This is a genomic window from Rhodanobacter sp. UC4448_H15 (assembly GCF_052978265.1).
Window position 1 is genome coordinate 1,836,257 of the sequence record NZ_CM129665.1, and the last position, 22,759, is coordinate 1,859,015.

The 22,759-nt window shown below is 65.2% G+C and carries 21 protein-coding genes; 15 read left to right on the forward strand and 6 right to left on the reverse strand.

Annotated features, from left to right (window positions below):
* Positions 1-69: 69 nt before the first annotated feature.
* The 5 genes from ACVCMI_RS08145 to ACVCMI_RS08165 all read left to right on the forward strand — a co-directional run bounded on the left by ACVCMI_RS08145 (position 70) and on the right by ACVCMI_RS08165 (position 6,631).
* The gene (locus tag ACVCMI_RS08145) at positions 70-1,347 is read left to right on the forward strand and encodes a TolC family protein (RefSeq protein WP_447099200.1); all 1,278 of its coding nucleotides are present in this window, start codon (positions 70-72) and stop codon (positions 1,345-1,347) included.
* A complete protein-coding gene (locus ACVCMI_RS08150) occupies positions 1,344-2,636 on the forward strand; it encodes an efflux RND transporter periplasmic adaptor subunit (RefSeq protein WP_447099199.1) in 1,293 nt (430 codons plus the stop codon). Before ACVCMI_RS08145 ends, ACVCMI_RS08150 begins: the two co-directional genes overlap by 4 nt.
* Complete coding sequence (locus ACVCMI_RS08155) at positions 2,633-5,809, forward strand: efflux RND transporter permease subunit (protein WP_447099198.1); 3,177 nt, start codon at positions 2,633-2,635, stop codon at positions 5,807-5,809. The genes ACVCMI_RS08150 and ACVCMI_RS08155 overlap by 4 nt, the downstream gene beginning before the upstream one ends.
* A 3-nt stretch (positions 5,810-5,812) precedes the next feature.
* Entirely contained in the window at positions 5,813-6,163 is a 351-nt protein-coding gene (locus ACVCMI_RS08160; RefSeq protein ID WP_447099197.1) for a copper-binding protein, read from the forward strand.
* 126 nt (positions 6,164-6,289) lie between these two features.
* Positions 6,290-6,631, forward strand: coding sequence for a hypothetical protein (locus ACVCMI_RS08165; protein ID WP_447099196.1), 342 nt, complete (start codon positions 6,290-6,292; stop codon positions 6,629-6,631).
* Positions 6,632-6,762: 131 nt separating this feature from the next.
* Here the strand turns inward: ACVCMI_RS08165 and merR are convergent, their stop codons facing one another.
* Positions 6,763-7,170 (reverse strand): Hg(II)-responsive transcriptional regulator, encoded by a 408-nt coding sequence (merR, locus tag ACVCMI_RS08170; RefSeq protein WP_447099195.1) that lies wholly within the window; start codon positions 7,168-7,170, stop codon positions 6,763-6,765.
* 70 nt (positions 7,171-7,240) lie between these two features.
* On the opposite strand from merR, the gene merC reads away from it, so the two are divergent.
* The 9 genes from merC to ACVCMI_RS08215 all read left to right on the forward strand — a co-directional run bounded on the left by merC (position 7,241) and on the right by ACVCMI_RS08215 (position 16,051).
* Positions 7,241-7,663: an organomercurial transporter MerC gene (merC, locus tag ACVCMI_RS08175; RefSeq protein WP_447099194.1), complete on the forward strand. Its 423-nt coding sequence runs from the start codon at positions 7,241-7,243 to the stop codon at positions 7,661-7,663.
* Positions 7,664-7,733: 70 nt separating this feature from the next.
* Positions 7,734-7,949, forward strand: a complete 216-nt coding sequence (locus ACVCMI_RS08180; RefSeq protein ID WP_447099193.1) for a GDCCVxC domain-containing (seleno)protein — start codon at positions 7,734-7,736, stop codon at positions 7,947-7,949.
* A gap of 174 nt (positions 7,950-8,123) precedes the next feature.
* The gene (locus ACVCMI_RS08185) at positions 8,124-8,447 is read left to right on the forward strand and encodes a hypothetical protein (protein WP_447099192.1); all 324 of its coding nucleotides are present in this window, start codon (positions 8,124-8,126) and stop codon (positions 8,445-8,447) included.
* A 212-nt stretch (positions 8,448-8,659) separates the two neighbouring features.
* Entirely contained in the window at positions 8,660-9,838 is a 1,179-nt protein-coding gene (locus tag ACVCMI_RS08190; protein WP_447099469.1) for a TolC family protein, read from the forward strand.
* On the forward strand, positions 9,835-10,932 hold the full coding sequence (locus ACVCMI_RS08195) for an efflux RND transporter periplasmic adaptor subunit (protein ID WP_447099191.1): 1,098 nt from the start codon (positions 9,835-9,837) through the stop codon (positions 10,930-10,932). The genes ACVCMI_RS08190 and ACVCMI_RS08195 overlap by 4 nt, the downstream gene beginning before the upstream one ends.
* Positions 10,932-14,066 carry an efflux RND transporter permease subunit gene (locus ACVCMI_RS08200; protein WP_447099468.1) on the forward strand — a complete coding sequence of 1,045 codons (3,135 nt, stop codon included), beginning with the start codon at positions 10,932-10,934 and terminating at the stop codon, positions 14,064-14,066. Before ACVCMI_RS08195 ends, ACVCMI_RS08200 begins: the two co-directional genes overlap by 1 nt.
* The gene (locus ACVCMI_RS08205) at positions 14,063-14,392 is read left to right on the forward strand and encodes a P-II family nitrogen regulator (protein ID WP_447099190.1); all 330 of its coding nucleotides are present in this window, start codon (positions 14,063-14,065) and stop codon (positions 14,390-14,392) included. Before ACVCMI_RS08200 ends, ACVCMI_RS08205 begins: the two co-directional genes overlap by 4 nt.
* Positions 14,393-14,525: 133 nt before the next feature.
* Complete coding sequence (locus tag ACVCMI_RS08210; protein ID WP_447099189.1) at positions 14,526-15,146, forward strand: cation transporter; 621 nt, start codon at positions 14,526-14,528, stop codon at positions 15,144-15,146.
* Positions 15,146-16,051, forward strand: a complete 906-nt coding sequence (locus tag ACVCMI_RS08215; RefSeq protein WP_447099188.1) for a cation diffusion facilitator family transporter — start codon at positions 15,146-15,148, stop codon at positions 16,049-16,051. Before ACVCMI_RS08210 ends, ACVCMI_RS08215 begins: the two co-directional genes overlap by 1 nt.
* A 207-nt stretch (positions 16,052-16,258) precedes the next feature.
* On the opposite strand, the gene ACVCMI_RS08220 is transcribed toward ACVCMI_RS08215, so the two are convergent.
* The 5 genes from ACVCMI_RS08220 to ACVCMI_RS08240 all read right to left on the reverse strand — a co-directional run bounded on the left by ACVCMI_RS08220 (position 16,259) and on the right by ACVCMI_RS08240 (position 21,719).
* On the reverse strand, positions 16,259-16,828 hold the full coding sequence (locus tag ACVCMI_RS08220) for a phosphatase PAP2 family protein (RefSeq protein WP_447099187.1): 570 nt from the start codon (positions 16,826-16,828) through the stop codon (positions 16,259-16,261).
* Entirely contained in the window at positions 16,825-17,448 is a 624-nt protein-coding gene (locus ACVCMI_RS08225; protein WP_447099186.1) for a cation transporter, read from the reverse strand. Before ACVCMI_RS08225 ends, ACVCMI_RS08220 begins: the two co-directional genes overlap by 4 nt.
* Positions 17,449-17,460: 12 nt before the next feature.
* Positions 17,461-19,440: an FTR1 family protein gene (locus tag ACVCMI_RS08230; RefSeq protein ID WP_447099185.1), complete on the reverse strand. Its 1,980-nt coding sequence runs from the start codon at positions 19,438-19,440 to the stop codon at positions 17,461-17,463.
* 219 nt (positions 19,441-19,659) lie between these two features.
* Complete coding sequence (locus tag ACVCMI_RS08235; protein ID WP_447099184.1) at positions 19,660-20,730, reverse strand: EamA family transporter; 1,071 nt, start codon at positions 20,728-20,730, stop codon at positions 19,660-19,662.
* Positions 20,731-20,789: 59 nt separating this feature from the next.
* On the reverse strand, positions 20,790-21,719 hold the full coding sequence (locus ACVCMI_RS08240; protein ID WP_447099183.1) for a DMT family transporter: 930 nt from the start codon (positions 21,717-21,719) through the stop codon (positions 20,790-20,792).
* 214 nt (positions 21,720-21,933) lie between these two features.
* Here ACVCMI_RS08240 and ACVCMI_RS08245 point away from each other — a divergent pair, with 214 nt between their 5' ends.
* Positions 21,934-22,719, forward strand: a complete 786-nt coding sequence (locus ACVCMI_RS08245; protein WP_447099182.1) for a DUF4349 domain-containing protein — start codon at positions 21,934-21,936, stop codon at positions 22,717-22,719.
* Positions 22,720-22,759 lie beyond the last annotated feature (40 nt).

Here is a 22,759-nt window from a genome sequence, read left to right on the forward strand (position 1 = left end):
GGTATCCACCGACGTGGCGTCGTGCCTGCATGGCACGGCGCGAATCGCAGATCGACGGAGTGTTCACCCATGTTCTCCCTTCAATTCGCCCGGCGCCTGATGGCGGCGGGTCTGGCCGTGCTCCTGTGGGGAGCGGCGGCCGCGGCGGCGCATGCCGCCGAACCGCCGCTGACGCTTGATGCCGCCATCCATCAAGCGATCGAGCGCGCACCCCTGCTGGAGGCGCGCCGCGCCCAGTCGGAATCGGCACGACAGGAGGCGGCCCGTGCGGGTGCGCTGCCCGATCCCCAACTCACCGTCGGGGTCGACAATCTGGCCGTGCAGGGGCCGGGCGCATTTACGGTTGGCGGTGACAGCATGACCATGCGCACCGTCGGCATCAGCCAGGCCCTGCCATCGCGCCGCAAGCGTCAGGCCGAACGGGCGATGGGCCATGCCCAGGCGGATTTGGCCGCATCGTCGGAGGTGGCGACCGGCTTGTCGATCCGGCAGCAGGTGGCCGATGCCTGGATCTCCGCCTGGGGTGCGCACCGCGAAGCCATGATGTTGCGATCCATGCGGCAGGCATGGGCGCAGGACGTGGCCGTGGCGAAAGCACGCTTGCGCGGTGGTACCGGTAGCGCGGCAGAGGTGCTCGCCGCCCGCATGGAATCCCTCGACCTGGAAAACCGTCTCGATGAGGCGAATGCCCGCGAGGCACAGGCCCGCGCGGGCCTGGCGCGATGGCTCGGTTCTCCGATCGGGCAGCCGCTGGGGGACGCGCCAGACTTCGCCGTCCTGCCGCACGACGAAGCGTCCTTGCTGGCCAGCCTCGATCGTCAGGGCAACCTGCTCGGGTGGCCGGCCCGCGAACAGGCCGCCGAGGCGGCGCTTGCCGCCGCCCGTGCCGACAAACGCCCTGAATGGAGCGTGGGCTTGAGCTACGGCTCCCGTGTGCGCGGCTTGTCCGACATGGTGTCGCTGCAGGTCGGGGTAAGCCTGCCGCTGTTCACGCGCAACCGGCAGGATCGGGGCATTTCCGCCCGCGCGGCCGACCTCGATGCGGTTCGCGACGAACGCGACGACGCACGCCGCCAGCAGGCCGAGGCGATCCAGTCCGCCTGGGCGCAATGGGAATCGCTCGGCCAGCAAGTGCGCCGGCACCGCGATGCCTTGCTCCCATTGGCCAATGACCGCGCGGCCCTGGCGCTTGCCGCGTATCGCGGCGGCGGTGAGATCCAACCCTTGCTGGATGCCCGTCGCGACGAGATCGCCCACCACACCGATTTCGCCCGCATGCAGGCCGAGTACGGCCGGGCCTGGGCGGCGCTGGCCTACCTGTTACCCACTTCGGAGACGACGCCATGAAGCGCGCACTGATGATGCTCACCGCCGCGTTGCTGGCGGTCATGCTGCTCCTGATCGGCTACTTCGGCGGCCGCCATCAGGCGCCATCGTCACAGTCGCAGGTCGGTACCCCCGCAGCCGCATCGGAAGCCGGTGGTAAAAAGATTCTGTACTGGTACGACACGATGGTGCCGCAGCAACACTTCGACAAGCCTGGCCTGTCGCCGATGGGCATGCAGATGGTGCCCAAGTACGCTGATGAAGAGACGGCCAAGGATGTCGTTCGGATTGATCCGACGACGGTGCAGAATCTCGGCGTTCGCACCGCTCCGGTGGAGCGTCGCGTGCTGGCGTCGGCGCTCCGGGTGCCGGGCACGATTACGTGGGATCTGCGCCGAGCCATCACCATCAGCGCCCGCACCGATGCGGTGGTGAGCAAGCTGGACGTACGCGCACCGTACACCGTGGTCAAGGCAGGCGAGCCGCTGGCGGAGCTGTTGGCACCGCAATGGAGCAGCGCGCTGGCCGAATACGCTGCGCTTCAGCATGTGCAGTCGGCTGAAGCAAAAGGCCTTCGCGCGGCCTCGCGGGAGCGCCTGCAGGTGCTGGGCCTTACGCCGGCGGAGATCCAGTCGTCGCGTCGCGGCACGGGCGCGGCGATCACGCTGCACGCCCCGCAGGCGGGCGTCGTCACGACACTGGACGTGCGTGAAGGCCAGCGTGTCACGGCCGGCCAGACCTTGCTGACCGTGAATGGCCTGTCCACCGTGTGGATCGAGGCGGCACTGCCGCAGGCAGCGGCGGGTACGGTGCGCCGTGGCACGCCGGTGGTGGTCACGGTCGATGCCCTGCCGGGTCGGTCGTTCCCCGGCACCGTGGAAACCTTGCTGCCGGATGTGGATGCGATGACGCGCACCCAGCGCGCCCGCGTCGTGCTCGACAATGCCGACGGTGCCTTGAGTCCGGGCATGTTCGCCACCGTGCAACTCAATCCGACGCCGGACGCGGCCGTGCCCGTGGTGCCGGACGACGCGTTGATCGCGACGGGTACCCACACGCGAGTCATTCTTGCCGAGGGAGGTGGGCACTTCCGTGCTGTATCGGTGCGCATCGGACGTGCGGCCGGCGGCTATACGGAAATTCTCGACGGCCTCAGTGGTGGCGAGAAAGTCGTGGTCTCCGGCCAGTTCCTGATCGATTCGGAGGCGAGTCTGTCCGGCGCGCTGGAGCGTCTGAATGACACCACCGCCAAACCGGTACCGGCTGCCAGTGCACCGATGCCGGGCATGCCGATGGGAGACAAACCATGATCGCTGCCCTGGTTCGCGCGGCGATCGCCCATCGGGTGTTCGTGCTGTTGGCAGCACTGGCCCTGGCCCTGATGGGCATGTTCTCGGTGACGCGCACGCCGGTCGACGCGCTGCCCGATCTGTCCGACACCCAGGTGATCATCCGCACCAGCTACCCGGGCCAATCGCCGCAGGTGGTCGAGGATCAGGTCACCTATCCGCTGGCTACCACCATGCTTTCGGTGCCTGGCGCGACGACGGTGCGCGCCTATTCATTCTTCGGCGACTCCTATGTCGACGTGCTGTTCGACGACAGCACCGACCTGTACTGGGCCCGCTCACGGGTGCTGGAGTACCTGAGCCAGGCGCGCGATCGCCTGCCGGCCGGCGTTACGCCAGCGCTCGGTCCCGATGCGACGGGACTCGGCTGGATCTACGAGTACGCGCTGATCGATCCCACCGGCAAGCACGATCTCGGCCAGCTGCGTGCGTTGCAGGACTGGTTCCTGCGCTATCAGCTCAAGACCGTGCCGAATGTCGCCGAGGTGGCGACTCTGGGCGGCATGGAGCGGGCGTGGCAGATCGTGCCCGATCCGCAGGCGCTGGCCGCGCGCGGCATCACCGTGGCGCAACTGGTCGATGCGGTGCGCAGCGCGAACGGCGCCAACGGCGGGTCGGTGATCGAACAGGGTGAAGCGGAGCTGATGGTGCGCAGCGAAGGCTACCTGAAGAGCCGCGAGGCCTTTGAAAACGTGCCGATCACCACCAACGCCAGTGGTGTGCCGGTGCTGCTGCGCGACGTGGCGACGGTGCGGCGTGGCCCGACGTTTCGTCGTGGCATTGCCGAACTGGACGGGCAAGGTGAAGTGGTCGGCGGCGTCATCGTGATGCGCACGGGCAAGAACGCGAAGGCCACCATCGCCGCGGTGAAAGCGCGGCTGGCCGAACTGCAGCGCAGCCTGCCGGCCGGCGTCGAAATCGTGCCCACCTACGACCGCTCGCAGCTGATCGACGCCGCGGTGAGCAATCTGTGGAGCAAGTTGTTCGAAGAATTCCTGGTGGTGACGCTGGTCTGCGTGTTGTTCCTGGGGCACCTGCGCTCGGCGCTGGTGGCCGTGATCACGTTGCCGCTGGGCGTGTTGGTTGCCTTCATTGCGCTGCATCTGCAAGGCGTCACGGCGAACCTGATGTCGCTCGGCGGTATCGCCATCGCGATTGGCGCGATGGTGGATGCGGCGATCGTGATGATCGAGAACGCACACAAGCATTTGGAACATTGGCGTAACGCGAACGATGGACGCGAACCGCAAGGTGCGGAACGGTGGTCGCTGGTTGCCGATGCCGCCGTCGAGGTGGGACCGGCGCTGTTCGTGAGCCTGTTGATCATCGCGTTGTCGTTCGTGCCGGTCTTTGCGTTGCAGGGGCAGGAAGGCAAGCTGTTCAAACCGCTGGCCTTCACCAAGACCTACGCGATGGCGGCAGCGGCCGGGCTGGCGGTGACCCTGGTGCCGGTGCTGATGGGTTATCTGATCCGCGGCCGCATCCGTGCCGAGCGCGACAATCCGCTCAACCGGGCTCTGATCCATGGCTATCGGCCCCTCCTCGAAGCCGTATTGCGCTATCCGAAAGCGGTCCTGGTGCTGGCCGGTGTGCTGCTGCTTACCGCGGTCGTTCCGCTGACCAGGCTCGGCAGCGAGTTCATGCCGGCGATGGACGAAGGCACGCTGCTGTACATGCCCACTGCACTGCCGGGGCTGTCCGCCGGCAAGGCCGCGCAGTTGCTGCAGCTGACCGATCGCATGATCAAGACCGTGCCCGAGGTCGATCATGTGTTCGGCAAGGCGGGGCGCGCCGACACGGCCACCGATCCGGCACCGCTGGAGATGTTCGAAACCACGATCACCTTCAAGCCGAAGGATCAGTGGCGGCCCGGCATGACGATGGACAAGATCAAGGCGGAACTGGACAAGGCCGTCCACGTGCCGGGGCTGACCAACCTGTTCGTGCCGCCGATCCGCAACCGCATCGACATGCTCTCCACCGGCATCAAGAGCCCGATCGGCATCAAGGTGCTGGGTACCGACCTGGCTACGCTGCAGGTCGTGGCCGACCGGATCGAGACGGTGGCGAAGACCGTGCCCGGCGTCAGCTCGGCGATCGCCGAGCGCCCGGCCAGCGGTCGCTACGTCGACGTGCACATCCGTCGCGATGCGGCCGCCCGTTACGGGTTGTCCCAACAGCAGCTGCAGCAGTTGATCGCGACGGTAGTTGGCGGCGATCCGGTCGGCCAGACGATCGAGGGACGCGAGCGCTATCCGATCGTGGTGCGTTACCCGCGTGCCGAGCGTGACTCGGTCGGGGCGTTGCGGCAGCTGCCGATCGTCGCTGCCGATGGCGCCCAGCTCACCCTGAGTCAGGTGGCGGACATCGCCGTGGTGGCGGGGCCGTCGATGCTGAAAAGCGAGGGCGGCCAGTTGGCGACCTACGTTTACGTCGACACAGCCAGCAGCAATCTCGGCGGCGTGGTTGCGGATCTGCAACGCGCAGTGGCGCAGCAAGTCAAATTGCCGCCGGGCACGACCTTGGCGTGGTCCGGTCAGTTCGAGTACCTGGCCAGTGCCATGGAAAGACTCAAGCTGGTGGTGCCGATTGCGCTGGTGATCATTTTTCTGTTGATCTATGCCGTTTTCCGCAGGGTGAGCGAAGCCGCGCTGATCATGGCCAGCGTGCCGCTGGCACTGGTCGGCGGCCTGTGGCTGATCTGGCTGCTGGGCCATGCGGTGTCGGTGGCCACGATCATCGGCTTCATCGCGCTGGCTGGCGTCGCTGCCGAATTCGGCGTGGTGATGCTGTTGTATCTGCACCATGCCTGGGAGCACCAGCTTGCGCTCGATCCCCACGCCGGCCCGGAAGCGCTGGACGCAGCGATCCGCGAAGGCGCCGTGCAGCGCGTGCGCCCGAAGGCGATGACCGTCGCGGTGATTCTCGCCGGTCTGTTTCCGATCCTGCTCGGCCACGGCGCCGGCTCGGAAGTGATGCAGCGCATCGCCGCCCCGATGATCGGCGGCATGGTCACCGCACCCTTGCTGTCCATGCTCGTCATACCCGCGGCGTACCGCCTGCTGGTTCGCCATCGATTGCGTAAAGCCAGCAAGACAAACACCACACTTCACCCCAACCCGCAAGGAAACTGACCCATGAAAAAGCCATGCATCACCCTCGCGATCGCCGCTGCACTGATCGCTACTCCGGTGTTTGCCAACCCTCAGCAGATGGATCCCAACATGCCGGGCATGGCTGGGATGCACGAAGCCACACCCGCCGATGTGCAGGGCGTGGGCGTAGTCAAGGCGGTCGATACCGCCAAGAACACCATCACGCTGCAGCACGAGGCGATTGCCGCGATCGGCTGGCCGGCGATGACGATGCCGTTCAAGGTGGCTTCACCGGAGCTACTGAAGCACGTGAAGGTGGGCGACAAGGTGCAGTTCACCTTCCGTCAGGCCAGCACAGGCAGCACGGTGACGGCGATCCGTCCGGCACGTTGACAGACCACGTCGCCGGCTGGCCTTCAACTGTCGAGGGCCAGCCGGCGATCGTGAAGGCAGTACCGCCACGCACGTTATGCGTGCGCGTGGCGGTGTTTGTTGCGGTTGTCATTTTGGAGAACGCCCATGAAATCGTTTGCTGCTTGTCTCAGCCTCCCGCTGCTGCTCGCGGGCCTCACCATGGGTAGCGTCGCGTACGCGGCCGATTCTTACACCGATGGTTGGGTTGGCCATGTGGATGGCCAGCATTTGGACGTCTGTTATCGTGTCACGCCGCTGCCGGCGGTTGGTGCACGACTGGAGGTCCTGCGGACATCCTTCGTGATTCCCAACAAAGGGCCGCCCCGCCAACAGTTCGCGGTGGCGGGGTATGCCACGGTGACGTCGATCATCGACGCGCACTGCGTGCGTGCCGAGCTGACCCAGGGCACGGCGAAGCGAACCGATCACGCGCGACGCGCGGACTGAACGGACGCGACGACAAGGCCGCCAAGGCATGCTCCGCGACGGCCCATGGCGGAGTGACCAGGGCGCGGCTACGACATCCAGCCGATGCACTTCACCGGCGTCATGCCTGTCGCATCCTGCCTGCCGCCATTTCAGCAGGCATGCAACGAGGCGATCAGCGGGCAGGACACGCTGCGCTGACGTGCACCGCACTGTTCGACGAGCGCAGCGAGGGCCGTCTCCATGCGTGTAAGGTCGGCCAGTCGGCTGCGTACATCGGCCAGCCGCAGCGCGGCCAGATCGGCCGCTTCCGTGCAATGGGCACCGTCCTCCAGCCGCAGCAACTGCGCCACCTCATCGAGGCTGAACCCCAACCGCTGCGCGGATTTCACGAACTTCACCCGTGCGACCTCCGCGTTTCCGTAGCGACGAATGCCGCCCGGCGGACGGGTGGGCTCCGCCAACAGGCGCTTGCGCTGGTAGAAGCGGATCGTTTCGACATTGACCCCGGCTGCCTTGGCGAAGGCGCCGATGGAAAACGTATCCTGCGTGGAGGACATGGGCTTGACTCCGTACTTGACTACGGGAATACCTTAGATCATCGGCATTCCACGCTAAAGGAGAACCTCCATGCCCCTGCTCACCCGGTTGGCCGACAAGGCCGGACTGATCGGCAGTGTCGTCTCGGCAGCGGCCTGCGTGAATTGCTTTCCCGCCCTGGCCAGCCTCGGTGCGGCGATCGGGCTGGGCGTACTGAGCCCGTACGAAGGCCTGTTCATCCGCATCCTGCTGCCGGCATTTGCGGGCATCGCGCTGCTCGCCAATGCGCTGGGCTGGCGCAGTCACCGGCGGTGGCCGCGGGCCGCGCTCGGTATGCTCGGCCCGCTGCTGGTGCTGCTGGCGGTATTCGTGATGCGGGCCAGTGGCCATCGCACCGGATGGCTGCTCTATCCGGGTCTGCTGCTGATGGTGGCGGTGTCCCTCCGCGATCTGCTGGCGCCGGCTCCCAGCGCATCCTGTCGCACAGCCAGCGATACGGCGGGTGCCCGCTGAACCGACACAATTGACAGGGGCATAGCGAAGACTATGCCAACACTTCACTCTCATTTCTCCGGCGAAACACTTGACGACCGAACTCATCCTGCAGAGCACGCTGACCTGCCCGCATTGCGGCCACCAGGCCACTGAAACCATGCCGACCGATGCCTGCCAGTTCTTCTACGACTGCCCCGGCTGCGGCAAATTGTTGCAGCCCAAACCCGGCGACTGTTGCGTGTTCTGTTCCTGGGGCAGTGTGCCGTGCCCGCCGATCCAGCAACAGAAGTCGTGCTGCGGGTAGACCATCTTCATAGGGGTCGGCTGGCGCCGGTAGGGGCTGTCTGAATTCATCACGACCGGCGCCCAAGTGAAATTGTCTAACAGCGCAGCTGTCGTATAGGATCGAAGAATGTATCGGTCTGCGCCATTACTGCTGACTCGCCTGCGCCGCCACCGCGGATTGTGGGTGTTGGCCGTGGCCGTGTTGCTGATCAAGCTGATCAGCGGATCGATCTGCGTGGCCGATGGGCCTAGTGCGCGATTCGCTTCGGCGACTGCTGCTGCCCCGACCACCCTGTTGGCGGATACCGCCGTCAGTACGGTATCGGCTGACGATGCGAATCTCTGTCTTCTGGGTGAAGGGCGCAGTTGCCATTGTGCCTGTGCGCATTCGGTGACGCTGCCGGCCAGCACGCCGCTTCCCCTCGCCATGATGGAAGCACGCTTCGCACCGCTCACCCTCCATTCGGGATTCACGCCGGCCACGACCGGCTCGCTGCTGCGCCCTCCGATCGCCTGAAACCGCTCCGTTTCGCGACACCGCCGCTTGTGCGGTGCATCGCTTCGTGACCGTTTTCAGGAGATCGCTTCATGTCTGTTTTTCGTTCGGTGCCGATCGGCGCCGTGTGTCTGTTGTACGCGGCGATGCTCAGTGCCGCCCCCGTATCCCATCCTTCCCCACCGGTAGTTCCCCTACCGACCTCGTTGGCGTCTTCTCCTTTGCAGGAGGCGGTGCGCCGTATCTGGCAAGCCAGTCCCGAGGTACAGGCCGCGCGGGCAGACCTTGATGCTGCCCAAGCTCGTGCGCGTGCCGCTGCACAGCCGCTGTACAACCCTTCGCTGTCGCTCGATGCGGAGGACGCCGACGTCAATCGACGCACGGCCGGCATCAGCCTGGCGCTGGATTTGTCCGGCAAGCGTCGTGCCCGGGCCACCCAGGGAGAGGCTGATCTGCTGGCTGCCGAGGCGGCCTATGACCGGGTGCGTCGCGACGTGGCAACCCGCTGGCTGAAGGCCTGGTCGACGGCCGCACTCGCGACCAGACAGAGCGAGCTGGGTCAGCGTCGCCTGGCGCTGATGCAGCGCTTCGATGACTTGGCCGCGCAGCGGCTGAAGGTGGGCGACATCAGCAGTCCGGAACGCGATCTGGCCGGTTTGGCCTTGGGCGAGGCGCAGGTGCAACAAGCCACACTCGTAGGCAACGAAGCGGCGGCCCGCGCGGCGTTGCTGGCCATCAGCGGCGATCAGCTGACTGCGCTGCCACCGTTGCCCGAGGGCCTGTCACCGGCACTCGACAATGTCACGCCGTTGCCCGTCGACGAGCTGCCGGAACTGCGTCAGGCCCGCGCCCAGCAAGCGAGTGCCGAGGCCGGCGTGCAAGTCGCCCGCAGGGCGCGCATTCCCGACCCCACGCTCAGCCTGACCGGCGGCCAAGTGCACAGCGGGCCGCGCACCGATCAGGTGATCGGTCTGAGCGTATCCATACCGTTGCCGGTGCTCAACAGCGGACGCGCCGAAGTGGATGCTGCCCTGGCGGAGGCCGACGCCGCGGCGGCTGCCGTGCGCTCGCGCGAGTTTGTGTTGCGCGCGGGACTGCGGGAAGCACAGGCCCGTTACGCAGCCTTGCGCAGCGCGACCGAAGCCTTTCGCAGCGGCCGTGCCGCCGCGTTCGAGGATCGCACCGCGTTGCTGGAGAAGCTCTGGCGTGCCGGTGAAATCAGCACGTCCGATTACCTCGTACAGCTCAAACAGAGCCTGGACACCGCGTTGTCCGGCCAGGAACTGGAAAGCCAGACCTGGCAGACCTGGTTCGACTACCTCACCGCTGCGGGCCGTCTCACCGACTGGCTCGATGGCCGCACTCAGGACGGTCCGACTCAGGACGGCCTCAATCAGGATATCCCCCGATGAATTGCTCTCTTTTGAAACGCAGCCTGCTGGGCATGACGCTGCTCGCGGCGCTGGCCGGCCCCGTCATGGCACAGGAACTGGCTCCCGCCAATCCGCTGGCGCTCGATGCCAAGGCGATCAAGGACGCCGGCATTGTCCTCGACAAGGCCGCTCCGCGCACCTTGACCGATGAACTGAAAGCGCCCGGCGAAGTAAAGGCCGATGCCTATTCCACCGTGCTGGTATCGCCACGCGTGGAATCCCAAGTACTGGCTCGCAAGGCCACGCTTGGCGACGTCGTCAAAGCCGGCGCGCCGTTGGTGGTGCTCTCCAGTGTGCAGGTCGCCGAGACGCAGGGCGCGTTGATCGTGGCCGAGCAGGACTGGCAGCGCATCGCGGCGCTCGGACCGCAGGCCGTCTCGGCACGGCGCTACAACGAAGCGAAGGTGCAGCGCGATCAGGCACGCGCCAAGTTGCGTGCCTACGGATTGTCCGACGGTCAGATCGGTGGCCTGCTGCGCAAGGGTTCGGCCGGTGCCGATGGCAGCTTCGAACTGCTCGCGCCAGCGGCCGGTCGCGTCACCACCGACGAGTTTCTGGTCGGTGAGCGGGTGGAACCGGGCCGCACGCTGTTCACCCTGGTCAAGGAAGATTCGGTATGGGTCGTGGCCCAGATGTCTCCGGCCGATGCCGAACGGGTCAAGCCCGATGCCGATGCCCGCATCCTCGTGCACGACACCGCGATACCCGGCAAGGTCGTGCAGCGCTCGCACCAGACCGATGAGCGTACGCGCACCGTGCCAGTACGCATCGAAGTCGACAACCGCAAGGATCTTTTGCATCCCGGTGAACTGGTCGAGGCACGCATCGTCACCGGGAGTGCCGTGCGGAAGCTGGCCGTTCCCGCCGAAGCGATCGTGTTGCTGCAGAACCAGCCGACTGTATTCCTCGCCAAAGGCAACGGCCAGTTCGAACCGGCACCGGTCATGGTCGGCGACACGCGGGATGGCTGGACGGCGGTCACCCAAGGCCTCAAGGCCGGCGACACCTACGTGCGCAAGGGCGCCTTCGCGTTGAAGGCCCGCTTGCTGCGCTCGCAGCTGGGAGAAGAATGATGCTGGAACGTCTGGTTGAATTCTCCCTGCGCTACAAGGTGCTGGTGCTGATCGCCTTCGTGGTGATCGGCTTCCTGGGTTTCCAGGCCGTACGCCAGCTTCCCATCGACGCCTTCCCCGACGTCACGCCGGTGCAGGTGAACGTCTATACCGAGGCCTCCGGCCTGGCCGCCGAGGATGTGGAGCAACTGCTCACTACGCCGGTGGAGTCGGCACTGGCCGGCCTGCCCAAGGTGGAACAGATCCGCTCGGTCAGCCTGTTCGGCTTGTCCTACGTGTCGGTGTACTTCGACGACAGCATGGACATCTACTTTGCCCGCCAGCTCGTCAACGAGCGGCTGCAGCAGGTGGGCGACCGCCTGCCGGCCGGCTACGGCAAGCCGGAGATGGGTCCGAACACCTCCGGCTTGGGCCAGGTGTTCTGGTACACCGTCGAACGGGCCGACGCCAAGCTCAAGGACGCCGCCAGCACCGGGGCACCCAGCGACATGGACTTGCGCACGCTGCAGGATTGGACGATCCGCCTGATCCTGCGCACCGCACCGGGTGTGGACGATGTCACCTCCTGGGGCGGCCAGGAAAAGCAGTACCAGGTGCGCATCGACCCGCTGAAGCTGATCGCGCACAAGCTCGGCTTCAAGGACGTGATCGAGGCCCTGCAGGCGAACAACGCGCAGGTCGGCGGCAACTTCATCGACGTCGGTCGCGAACAGTACCTCGTGCGTGGCTTGGGTCTGGTGCAGGACGCCAAGGACATCGGCAGCATCGTCCTGAAGACCGAGGATGGCATACCGGTCTACGTGCGCGATGTGGCCACCATCGTCGAAGCCGGTGCACCGCGCACAGGCGCGGTCACCCGCGACGGCAAGGAGGTGGTACTGGGCATGGCACTCGCTCGCATCGGTGAGAACGCCAAGAGCGTGGTCGATGCGGTCAAGGCCAAGCTCGGCACGGTCGAACAGGCGTTGCCACCGGGCGTGGTGGTCAAGCCGGTGTACGAACGCACCGAGCTGGTCAATGCAGCCGTGGAAACCGCCGTGCGTGCCTTGATCGAGGGTTCGATCCTGGTTGCGATCATCCTGTTCCTGTTCCTGGGCGAGTTCCGCAGCGCCATCGTGGTGGTAGTGGCGCTCCCGCTGGCCATGCTGATCGCCTTCATCTGCATGAATCAGGTCGGCCTCTCGGCCAACCTGATGTCGCTGGCGGGGCTGGCGATTGGCATCGGCATGATGGTGGATGGCGCGGTGGTGATGGTGGAGAACGCCTATCGCATCATGGCCGAGCGCAAGGCGCACGGGCTCCCGGTGGATCGCACCGCCGCGGTGCTGGCGGCCGCCCGCGAGGTGGCCAACCCGGTGGCGTTCGCCATCCTCATCATCATCGTGGTGTTCCTGCCGCTGTTCAGCCTGCAAGGGTTGGAAGGCAAGATGTTCAAGCCGATGGCGTTCAACATCAGCTTCGCGATGGCGGGCTCGCTGGTCCTCGCGCTGACGCTGATCCCGGTGCTGGCCGCGCTGGTGTTGAAACCGAAGGAAGAGAAGGACACCTGGCTGGTCGCGTTCCTGAAACGCCACTACGCCACGGTGCTGGCGTGGGCGCTCGCCCGCCGCAAGCTCGTGCTGGGCATCGCTGCCGGGGCCTTGATCGGCAGCCTGGCGCTGTTCCCGTTCCTCGGCAAGGAGTTCATGCCGAACCTGAAAGAAGGCGCCATCATGTGGCGCATCACCTCGATTCCGTCGGCATCGCTGGACGAATCCATCGCCATCTCCAAACAAGTGTCGACGCTGGTCAAACAGAAGTTTCCGGAAGTGGAGACCACGCTGGCAATGATCGGCCGTGCCGAGAAAGGCGAGACGGCGGACGTGAACTACATGGAGATGTACACACCGCTGAAGCCCAAGGATCAATGGCGCAAGGGCGAGACGCTGGAAAGCATCGAGGAAGCGATGCAGAAGGAGTTGTCGGCAGTATTGCCGACCGCGGTGGTGAGCTATACCCAGCCGATCCAGATGCGCATCGAGGAACTGATCTCGGGTGTGCGCGCCACGCTGGCACTGAAGATCTACGGCGATGACCTGGGCGAGCTGGATCGGTTGAGCGGCCGCATCAAGGACGTCCTGGCCGGGGTGCCCGGCGTGGCGGATCTGGCTCTGGAGGCGAACATCGGCAAACCGCAAATCCGTATCAAGGTCGATCGTGATGCGCTGGCCCGTTACGGCTTGAACGCCGACGACGTGCTCACTGTGGTGAAGAACGGCATCGGTGGTGAGCCGGTGACCACGCTACTCGATGGCGTGAAGCGTTTTGACATTGCCGTGCGGCTGGACGATGCGGACAAGGCCTCGTTGCCAGCCATACAGCGCATTCCGATCCGCACGCCCAGCGGTGCGCTGGTGCAGCTGTCGCAGGTGGCCGAGGTCAGCGATGCGGAAGGCTACTCGTTCATCCGCCGCGAGCAGTTGCAGCGCTATGCGGTGATCCAGATGGACGTGCGCGGCCGTGACATCGACGGCTTCGTCAAGGACGCCAATGCCGCCATCGCGCAACAGGTGAAATTGCCGACGGGCTACTACAGCGAATGGGGCGGCGCGTTCGAGAACCAGCAACGGGCGTTGAAGCGGCTGTCGCTGATCGTGCCAGCCACAATCTTCTTCATCTTCGTGCTGCTCTACACCGCCTTCAACTCGGTGAAGTACGCCGCGCTGATCCTGGCCAACGTGCCGTTCGCCACCATCGGCGGCATCGTCGGCCTGGCGATCACCGGGCAATACCTGTCGGTGCCCTCGGCGATCGGCTTCATCGCGGTGTTCGGCGTGGCGATGTTGAACGGCATCGTGCTGGTGAGCTTCTTGAACGAGCAACGCGAGAAAGGCTTGCCCGTGCGTGACGCGGTGATCCGCGGCACGGCGCTGCGCATGCGGCCGGTGATGATGACGGCGAGCGTGGCGATCCTGGGCCTGGTGCCGATGCTGCTCTCCAGCGGCGTCGGTGCGGAAACCCAGCGGCCGCTCGCCACCGTGGTGGTCGGCGGTCTGATCACCTCGACTCTGCTGACGCTGGTGCTGTTGCCGGTGCTCTACGACTGGATCGAAGAACGCGCCGCCCGGCGCCTCGCCAAGGAGAACACTCCATGAAAGAAGTCAAAGCGTTTATCCATCGCGGCCGCGTCGTTGACGTCATCCATGCCTTGGCGGATGCGGGGTTCCGTTACCTGTCGGTGAGCGACGTAAAGGGCCTGCTGACCGCGCTCAGTGAGCAAGAGCAAAGCTACTCGATCGAAATGGGCGAACGGGTCATCAAGCAGGTCAAGCTGCTGGTGTTTTGCGAGGACGATCAGGCCGAACGAGCGGTGCAGTTGATCCGCCTGCACGGGCGCACCGGCCAGAGTGTGGCGGGCTGGGTCTACCAGAGCACGGTGGATCAGGCATGGCCGATCGATGGGCGTGTGGACAACGACTGATCGTGGCGGCGGGAGCACTCCCGCCGCCGTATCGGTGTCATTTCATAACACGGCGGCGGCCGCGTAGAGTGGCCGCCGCCATGAGAGATTCCAATGCCTGAAGCATGCATCCAAGCCATCGGATTACCGGCTCATGACTGATACGTGTTGTGCCACCACCATCGATATTGCCGCGTTGCAGGCGCGGCAGCGTCGGGTGTTGATGATCGTTCTGGCGACCAACCTCGCCACCTTCGTGATGATGCTGTCCGCGGCGATCTACAGCGGTTCGTCGTCGCTGCTGTCCGGCGGACTGGACAACCTGGGCGATGCGCTCACCTACCTCTTGAGCCTTGCGGTTATTGGTGCCAGTGATCGCGCGAAAGCCCGGGTGGCATTATTCAAGGGCGCACTGATTCTTGGTGCGGCGCTTGCAGTCGCCATCCAGATTGGCTGGCGTCTCCTGCATCCGGGCGTGCCGATCTTCGAGGCGATCGGTATCGCCGCCTTGCTGAACCTGGTCGCCAATGCCGCATGTCTGCGCCTGCTGCTGCCTTACCGCAAAGGCGACGTCAACATGGCCTCGGCCTGGGAATGCTCACGCAATGACGTATTCGAAGGTATTGCCGTGCTGGCAGCGGCCGCCGGCGTCGGCATCTTCGGCGCAGGCTGGCCCGATCTGCTGATTGCATCGGCATTGTTGCTGATGTTTATACGCTCGGCATGGCGGGTGTTCCGCATGGCGTGGTGCAGCTACACGAACGGAGACAAATGATGAGTGCCGGACACGATCATGTGGGTACAGAGATCAAGCACGAGACGCCGCTGTGGTGGGCACTCGGCCTGACCAGTACGTTTCTTGTCGTCGAGATCATCGGCGGTTTGCTTACCAACAGCTTGGCCTTGTTGTCGGATGCGGCACACATGGCCACCGATGTGATCGCGCTGACGATCTCGCTGACCGCCGTGCGCCTGGCTCGACGTCCGCCCGACGCGAAACGCACCTATGGTTACGCGCGCATGGAAGCCATCGGCGCACTCGTCAACGGTGGCTTGCTGTTCCTCGTCGCCGGTTACATCTTGTGGGAGGCGGCGCGGCGCTTCAGCGAACCGCCTTCGGTGGCCTCCACTGGCATGCTGGTGATCGCGGTACTGGGGCTGGTGATCAACCTCATCTCGATGCGATTGCTCAAGGCCGGCAGCGGTGAAAGCCTCAACGTGAAAGGTGCCTATCTGGAAGTTTGGGCCGACATGCTTGGTTCAGTAGGCGTCATCATCGGCGCGTTGATCATCAAGTTCACCGGCTTCTACCTTGCCGATCCCATTATCGCCGTGTTGATTGGTTTGTGGGTATTGCCGCGGACATTGATCCTGCTGCGAGAGGCAGGGAATGTCCTGATGGAGGGGGCGCCTCGTGGCGTCGATACTGGAGAGGTTCGCAACGAAATGTTGGCGACTCCAGGCGTGGCTGCACTGCACGATGTGCACGTATGGGCGCTGAGCAGCACGCGTTCGGCGATGGCGGCGCATGTGATCATGGATGGCGACGCATCAGACGCGGAAGCGCTGCGGCTCCGGTTGGCGCAGATGCTGGAAGCGCGCTTTGGCATTCATCACGTGACACTGCAGGTCGAAACAACGTCGTGTGGGCATGGGTGCGAGGAGCCACAAAAGGTTTGACCTCCACAGCCGCTTCGCCAAACTGCCCGCCGGTGCCGCTTCCGCGCGATGACTCTCCGTCGGCGTGGCTGCAACAGGAACCGCGCCGTCTTGTCCAAACCAGCGAGCTCATTGCGCGTGCGATGCCGGTGGACCTGAGCGATCGCGTGTGCCGCGGGCAGACGCTAGCCACGGTGGAAAGCAACGACAGCATGTGCGGCTGCATGGTCACCGCCGCTGGACGGGTGGGGTGCTGGCACGCAACCACAACCAACCACTCAGCATGGCCAGCCCGCCCATCGCGAGGGCTCCCAGCATATCGCCGGGATAATGCACGCCCAGGTAGATGCGCGCCCATGCCATGGGCAGACTGAACAGTGCGATCCCGGTGCCCCATGCTCGGGTGCGTCGATCCAGCAACAGCATGCCGGCGACGACCCACTGCGCGGTCAGATGGTCGCTGGGAAAGCTGCCTGTCGCCGCATGCGAAACCCAGGCTTGGCCGACACCGGCCACGAAGGGGCGTGCTCGATCCCAGAAGAGGCCGATGGCCAGGTTCGCGAGCAGTGCCATGGCAGCAGCACCTGCTGCTTTAAGAGCTGGCACTCGCATTGCCCATCGGGGAAACACCAGCATCGCCGCAAGGAGGACGACAGTCAGCATCAACGGCCCATTGGCCAGACCGCGTGCCAGATGAAGCATCGTGGGCGATGGCCGTGTGGACGGATGGATGGCGTGGAACAGTCGCAGGTCAACGGCATACACCACCGGACCAAGCCCTGACACCGGAGAGGTCATGGCTTGACGGTCGATTCGCTGGCCGCAACTCGCGCTTCCTTTGCTTCGCGCAGAATGCCTAGAGCCTCTTTGAGCACGTAGCAGGCGATGGCCGCACCGATGACCAGGTCGGGCAACGCACTGTGCAGGACTAGCACCAGCACACCGGAGATGATCACTGCCAGGTTGGCGATGACGTCGACCCGCGTGAACAGCCACGTGGCGCGCAGATGCACTTCGCCGTGACGGAACCGTTCCAATAGCCTCAACACGGTGGCATTCACGATCAAGGCGATGAGGGCAATGCCCATCATCCAACCACCCTCGGGATGACTGCCCGCAACGAGTCGCCACACCACACCCGCGACGACACCGGCGCCCAAGATCAGCAGCAACGTGCCGCTCACGGAAGCGGCCGATGCTTTGAAGCTTGTACTGCGCTGCCAGGCGACGAGCGCGATGCCGTACGCACTCGCGTCGGCGAGCATGTCCAGCGAATCGGCGATCAGCCCCATCGATTGCGCGATCAGACCCGCGACAATGCCGACCACAAACATCGTGGCATTCAGAACCAGCGCGAGGTGGAGGATGCGTCGCTCCGCTTCATTGCTGGCTTCAGTGTGACAACCACATTCAGTCATGCCCTATTGCCTTCATTCTGCATCGGGGAGAACTTCCCTGGTCGTGGTGGCTGACGCGGAGGATTGGCGGCCGCGACGGATATTGAACGCGAATCCGACCGCCAGCAGCACCAGAATCGTCAACTGGGCCAGCAAGGATTGCCACGTCGGATAAATGCCCAGCAGTTCGATATGCGGCACCGGCGCGACGCTTACTGTGACCCAGCCGGCCTCCTGCAGGGCGGCGATCCCCTTGCCGGTCAGCACGATGGCGAGCAAGGCGATCAGCGCCGAACTGGCGGAGAAGAATGTGCCGATCGGCAGCCGCCGGCTGGTGCGCAGCAGCACCCAGGCGATCAGCCCCAGCACGGCCGCGCCGGCCGCGATACCGCCGAGCAGCCATACTTCCTGGCCGTCGTTCCACAGCGCGGCGTAGAACAGGATGCTCTCGAACACCTCGCGGTACACCGAGATGAAGGCCAGCCCGAAAAGGAACCACGCAGAACGCCGGTTGAGCGCAGCCGCCATCTTTTCCTTCAGGTACGCCTGCCAGCGACCGCCGATACTTTTCTGGTGCATCCACAGACCCACTCCGAGCAACACGAACGCCGCAAACAGCGACGACAGTCCTTCGGTCAATTCACGGCCGGCACCACTGATGGAAATCGCATAGCTGGCGATCGCCCAAGTGATCCCGCCGGCGACGAGCGCAAGCATCCAGCCCGCATGAACATAGCGCAGCGCTTCGGGTCGCGCGGCCTTGCGCAGAAAAGCGAGCAGCGCGACCACGACCAGCAGGGCTTCCAGGCCCTCGCGAACCAGGATGGTGAAGGCCCCCAGAAAGATAGCGGCAACGTCGCCCGCCGCATCGGTAGTGACCTCCTGCGCGCGTACCAATAGATCATCGACAGCGTCTGCCTGTTTCACCACCGACGCCATGGAAGCGCTGCTCGACAGCGCAGTGCGATAGGCGCCCATGGCTGTTTCGAGCTGAGCGCGCAGTGCACTGTCGTGTGCGTTAAGTTGCGGTTCGACCGGTTCCACACCATCGAGGTAGGCGGACAGTGCCAGTTGGGTGGCTTGCGTTTCCGCGCCGGCACGGTAAGCCGCCAGACTCGCCGCCAGTCGCGCTCGCGCTAGAGGAATGCCAGTCAAGGCTTCTTGCTGGATGACGTCCGGGTGAGCCCGCAGATAACCCACGATCGTCCGAGCACGCTCCGCGCCGAGCGTGGGCGTCAACTGCGCCACGCGCGCACGCGACAGCTCCTTCAGATCGGCGATCTGTGCCCGTGCGGCGGTGTCGTGTTGCCAAGTGTCGGCGCCAGTGACTGCCTCCTTGGTATAAGCCAGCGAGCCCACGTAGTATGCCAGTGCCCAACGGTCGTCTGAGGACAGTTGCTGCGCGTAGCTCGCCATCGGCGTGCCTTCCACGCCTTGGCTTATCACCTCATATAACGACAGCGCGCTGCGCTGATCGGCCCGCGTCTGATCGGTGAAGTTCACCGGCCGGGGCGACAGCTGCAGGCCAGCGGGCCCATCACCGTGTCCGGTGGCTCCATGACAGGCAGCGCACTGGGTTTGATAGAGCGTTGTCCCGCGGGTCAGATCGGGCGCGTGTTCTGGTGCGGTCGGCACCGGGTACGCCTGGAGTAGCGCATCGGCCAGCGCATGCGCCTGCGTAGCTACCTGAGCGGGTGTCGCCTTGGCATCGACCGAGGCCACCAGCGCATCCGCCTGTTGCAAGAGTGCCGGTGTGGCGACGGTCGGTGGTAACGCGGTGATGCGCGATCGCGCCGTTGCCGTGAACTCCCGCATCTCGGCGTACTCGGATGTGCTGATGACAGCGCCACTCTTCACCGCGCCTGCGTAATCGGTCGCTAGGTAATCAAGCATCTGCCAAGTCTGTGGAACCGAGGTCATCGCGTCCTGAGCTGTGACCGGGAAGGCCGTCATGCCGAACAGCAGAAGTATCGCCGTGAAAAGGCTGCGCAAAATATTGCGAATACGATTCATTGTCATTCAAGGATGATACTCGTCCTTGAGCAATTCGCCAGCACATCACCTCAGCCTGAGCGTCTGCCGATTCAGCACCAGCAACCGTGCTGCGGCATGCCCAGTCACAAGTTAAGGTCATCCAGCAGATTTGTGCGGCTCGGCGGGACGCAATTGAAGTCGCCGTCGAATCCCTCGGTGATCAGGGCGTCGGATCCACACCGCGTGGCCGCGCAGTTCTCAGGAATGCCGGTGGCGATGATGGATGTCCGGATAATGCGGATGGCTGTGCACCAGCGGTTCGTGCAGGTGCGGATGGGTATGAGGTTCCTTGCCGTCCCACGGGAAGTCGTGGGCGTGCTGGTGATGCTCGTCGTGGTAATGGCGGTGGTTGTGCGCCAGTGCCTCATGCGCGTGCTCGTGCGCATGCCGCTCGCTGACGTGCAGCCACACGCCGAGCGCCATCAGCGCGCCGGCCAGCCAGAACGCGAGCGGCGGATGTTCGGCGATCAGCAGCAGCGACAGGCCGGCGCCGACGAACGGCGCGGTGGAGAAGTACGCGCCGGTGCGCGCCGTGCCCAGGCCGCGCAGGGCGAGCACGAACAGCACCAGGCTCAGGCCGTAGCCGACGAAGCCGAGCGCTCCGGTGGCGAGCAGGGGCAGGATGGCCGGGAAGCGATAGCCCATCACCAGCGCGAGGGTGAGTGTGATGATTCCGGCCACGCCGCCCTTGATCGCGGCTATCTGCACTGGGTCGCCGCCGGCGACGGGGCGTGTCAGGTTGTTGTCGATCGCCCAGCACAGGCATGCGCCGGCGATCGCCAGCGCGCCCCACGGAACCTCGCTGCCGGCCTGGCGCTGCCAGGACAGCAGCACGCTGCCGGCAACGATCGCCAGCATGCCCAGGAACACGCGCCGATCCACATTCTCGCGAAACACCACCCAGGCGAGCACGGCGGTCAGCACGCTTTCCAGGTTGAGCAACAGCGAGGCCGTGGACGCGGGCGTCTGCGCCAGCCCCAGCATCAGCAGGATCGGACCGAGCACGCCGCCGAACAGCACCGCGCCGGCGAGCCATGGCGCGTCCCGTCGCGTCAGTGGTGCCTCAGCGGCGCGCTGGCGGCGCAGCTTGCGCAGCAGCAGCCATAGCGACAGGCCCAGCCCCGAGCCGGCGTACAGCAGCCCGGCCAGCAGCAGCGGCGGCGTCGTGTCCAGCAGCAGCTTGGCCAGCGGCGTGCCGAGGCCGAACAAGGCTGCCGCGGCCAATGCCTGCAAGATGCCGCGGTGGTGCTGGTGGTTGGCGGTCGTCATGTGTTCGCCCCGATGAATCAACGCTGGCGCGCCGTGGCAGCGTAGTGCGCGAGGTTCGCTCAGTCGACCATGCTGTGGCTTTCGGTGGTGCCAAGCAGCTCCGGCTGGGTGGTGACGCGCTGCTTGCGATGCAGCAGCGGATGCACGAACACTGCAGCGAGGATCACCGCCACGCCGAGATAGAACCAGTGATCGAGTTCGTGCTGCTCGCCGAGCAGCACGATCGCCAGCACGATCGCGTAGACCGGTTCCAGGTTGGTCACCATCTGGGTGCCGAACGCCGTCATGTGGCGCAATGCCACCAGCGCCAGCGTGAACGGCAGCAGGGTGCAGCCGAACGCCAGCGCCAGCAGCAGCAGCGCGTCGTGCAGGTTCGGCAGCACGAACAGCGCGCCCTGGTGCGGCAGCAGCGGCGCCAGCAGGGTGAGGAACGCGGTACCGGTGCCCAGCTCGATGAAGGTCACCGTCAGCGGATCGCCCGATTCGACCATGCGCTTGTTGAGCGAGCCGAACAGCGCCACGAACAGCGCCGACAGCACGCCCACCGCGATGCCGATGCGCATGTCCACCGGCACGCCGCCGACCACCATCACCACGCCCGGCACTACCGCCACGCCGATCAGCAATTCGCGCGGATCGAATTTGCGCTTGGCGAGCCACGGCTCGATGAAGGCCAGGAACACCGGCCCCAGCGCGATGCAGGTGGCGCCCACCGAGGCATTGGACAGCTTGATCGCGGCATAGAAGGTCAGCCAGTGCAGCGACACCAGCACGCCGATGCCGGCATATGCGCCGATCAGCCGCCATGACATCGCCCGCAACTGGCGCCGCACCCGCGGCACCAGCAGCAGCGCACCGGTTACCAGCAGCATGCGCCACCACACCAGCGGCAGCGCCTGCAAGGTGATCAGCTTGCCCAGGATCGCGGTAAAGCCCCACAGCAACACGCAGAAATGAATCTGCAGACGAGCCTGATTGACGGGGTGCATGGGCGTACGCGCAAGGGAAGTCGCGGCATTCTAGCGCCATGCCTGGCACGACTCGCGTGCCCGTGCAGGAGCGCACCCTGTGCGCGATGCCTTTGGGTGTCGGGACGAAGCGTGGGGCACCGCGGTACGGTGCGCTCGCGCTTCGACGCCACGTGGTTTGAGTTTGTCTGCCGCTGTGGCAGATTGACCCGACCTGACTGCCTTGGGGAATCGCATGTCCAGCTTCCGCTCTGTCTGCATGGCGCTGTTGCTGCTGGGTGTGCTGCAGGCGATCTGCGGGTGCTCGAAGAAGCAGGAGGTCTCGCCAGCACCGGTCAGCGGAGAGCAGTCGAAGTCCGGGGCGATGCTGGCTTATGAGCACACGCTGCGGATCAAACTGCCGGAAGCGAAAATTGCCGATCGCCTGGCGGCGGCCCGGCAGGCTTGCGAGTCGGATCGATTCGGTGCCTGCAACGTTCTGCGCATCCGGCAGGATGAGCACTCGGCATCGCTGGTCGTGCGAATCGTGCCAGATGGCGTTGAGCCGATGGCGAAGCTGGCATCTCAAGACGGCACGGTCGGATACCGGCAGACCCGGGCCGAGGATCTCGCCGATGTCGTCACCGACAACCGGCGTCAGCGCGACTTGCTGGAAAAGCAAGCCCAACATCTGGCGGACCTCGCCGCGCGCAAGGACATGGCCGTTGCCGATCTGATCGCGCTCAGCCACGAGCAGGCCTCGGTGGAAAGCCAACTGCAATCGCTGCAGGCCGCTGGGGCAAATCAGCAGCGCCGGCTGGATACCAATCGGCTCGAACTGGAGTTCGACAGTAGCGATGCCCGCAGCGGGCGTATCGGTATCGGCTTTTCCGGCTTGCCCGACGAGGTGGCGGACGGCGTGGTCGATGCGTTGGGGCTGCTCGGCTACGGCTTGCCCTTTCTGATTCTGGCCTTCCCGCTGGCGATGCTGTGGCGCCGGCTATGGCGCCGGTTCACCCGCTCCGGACGGCAGCTGCACTGAACGTTGCCGGTTGGCGGACGGTTCGGTCGTGCGGTGAAAC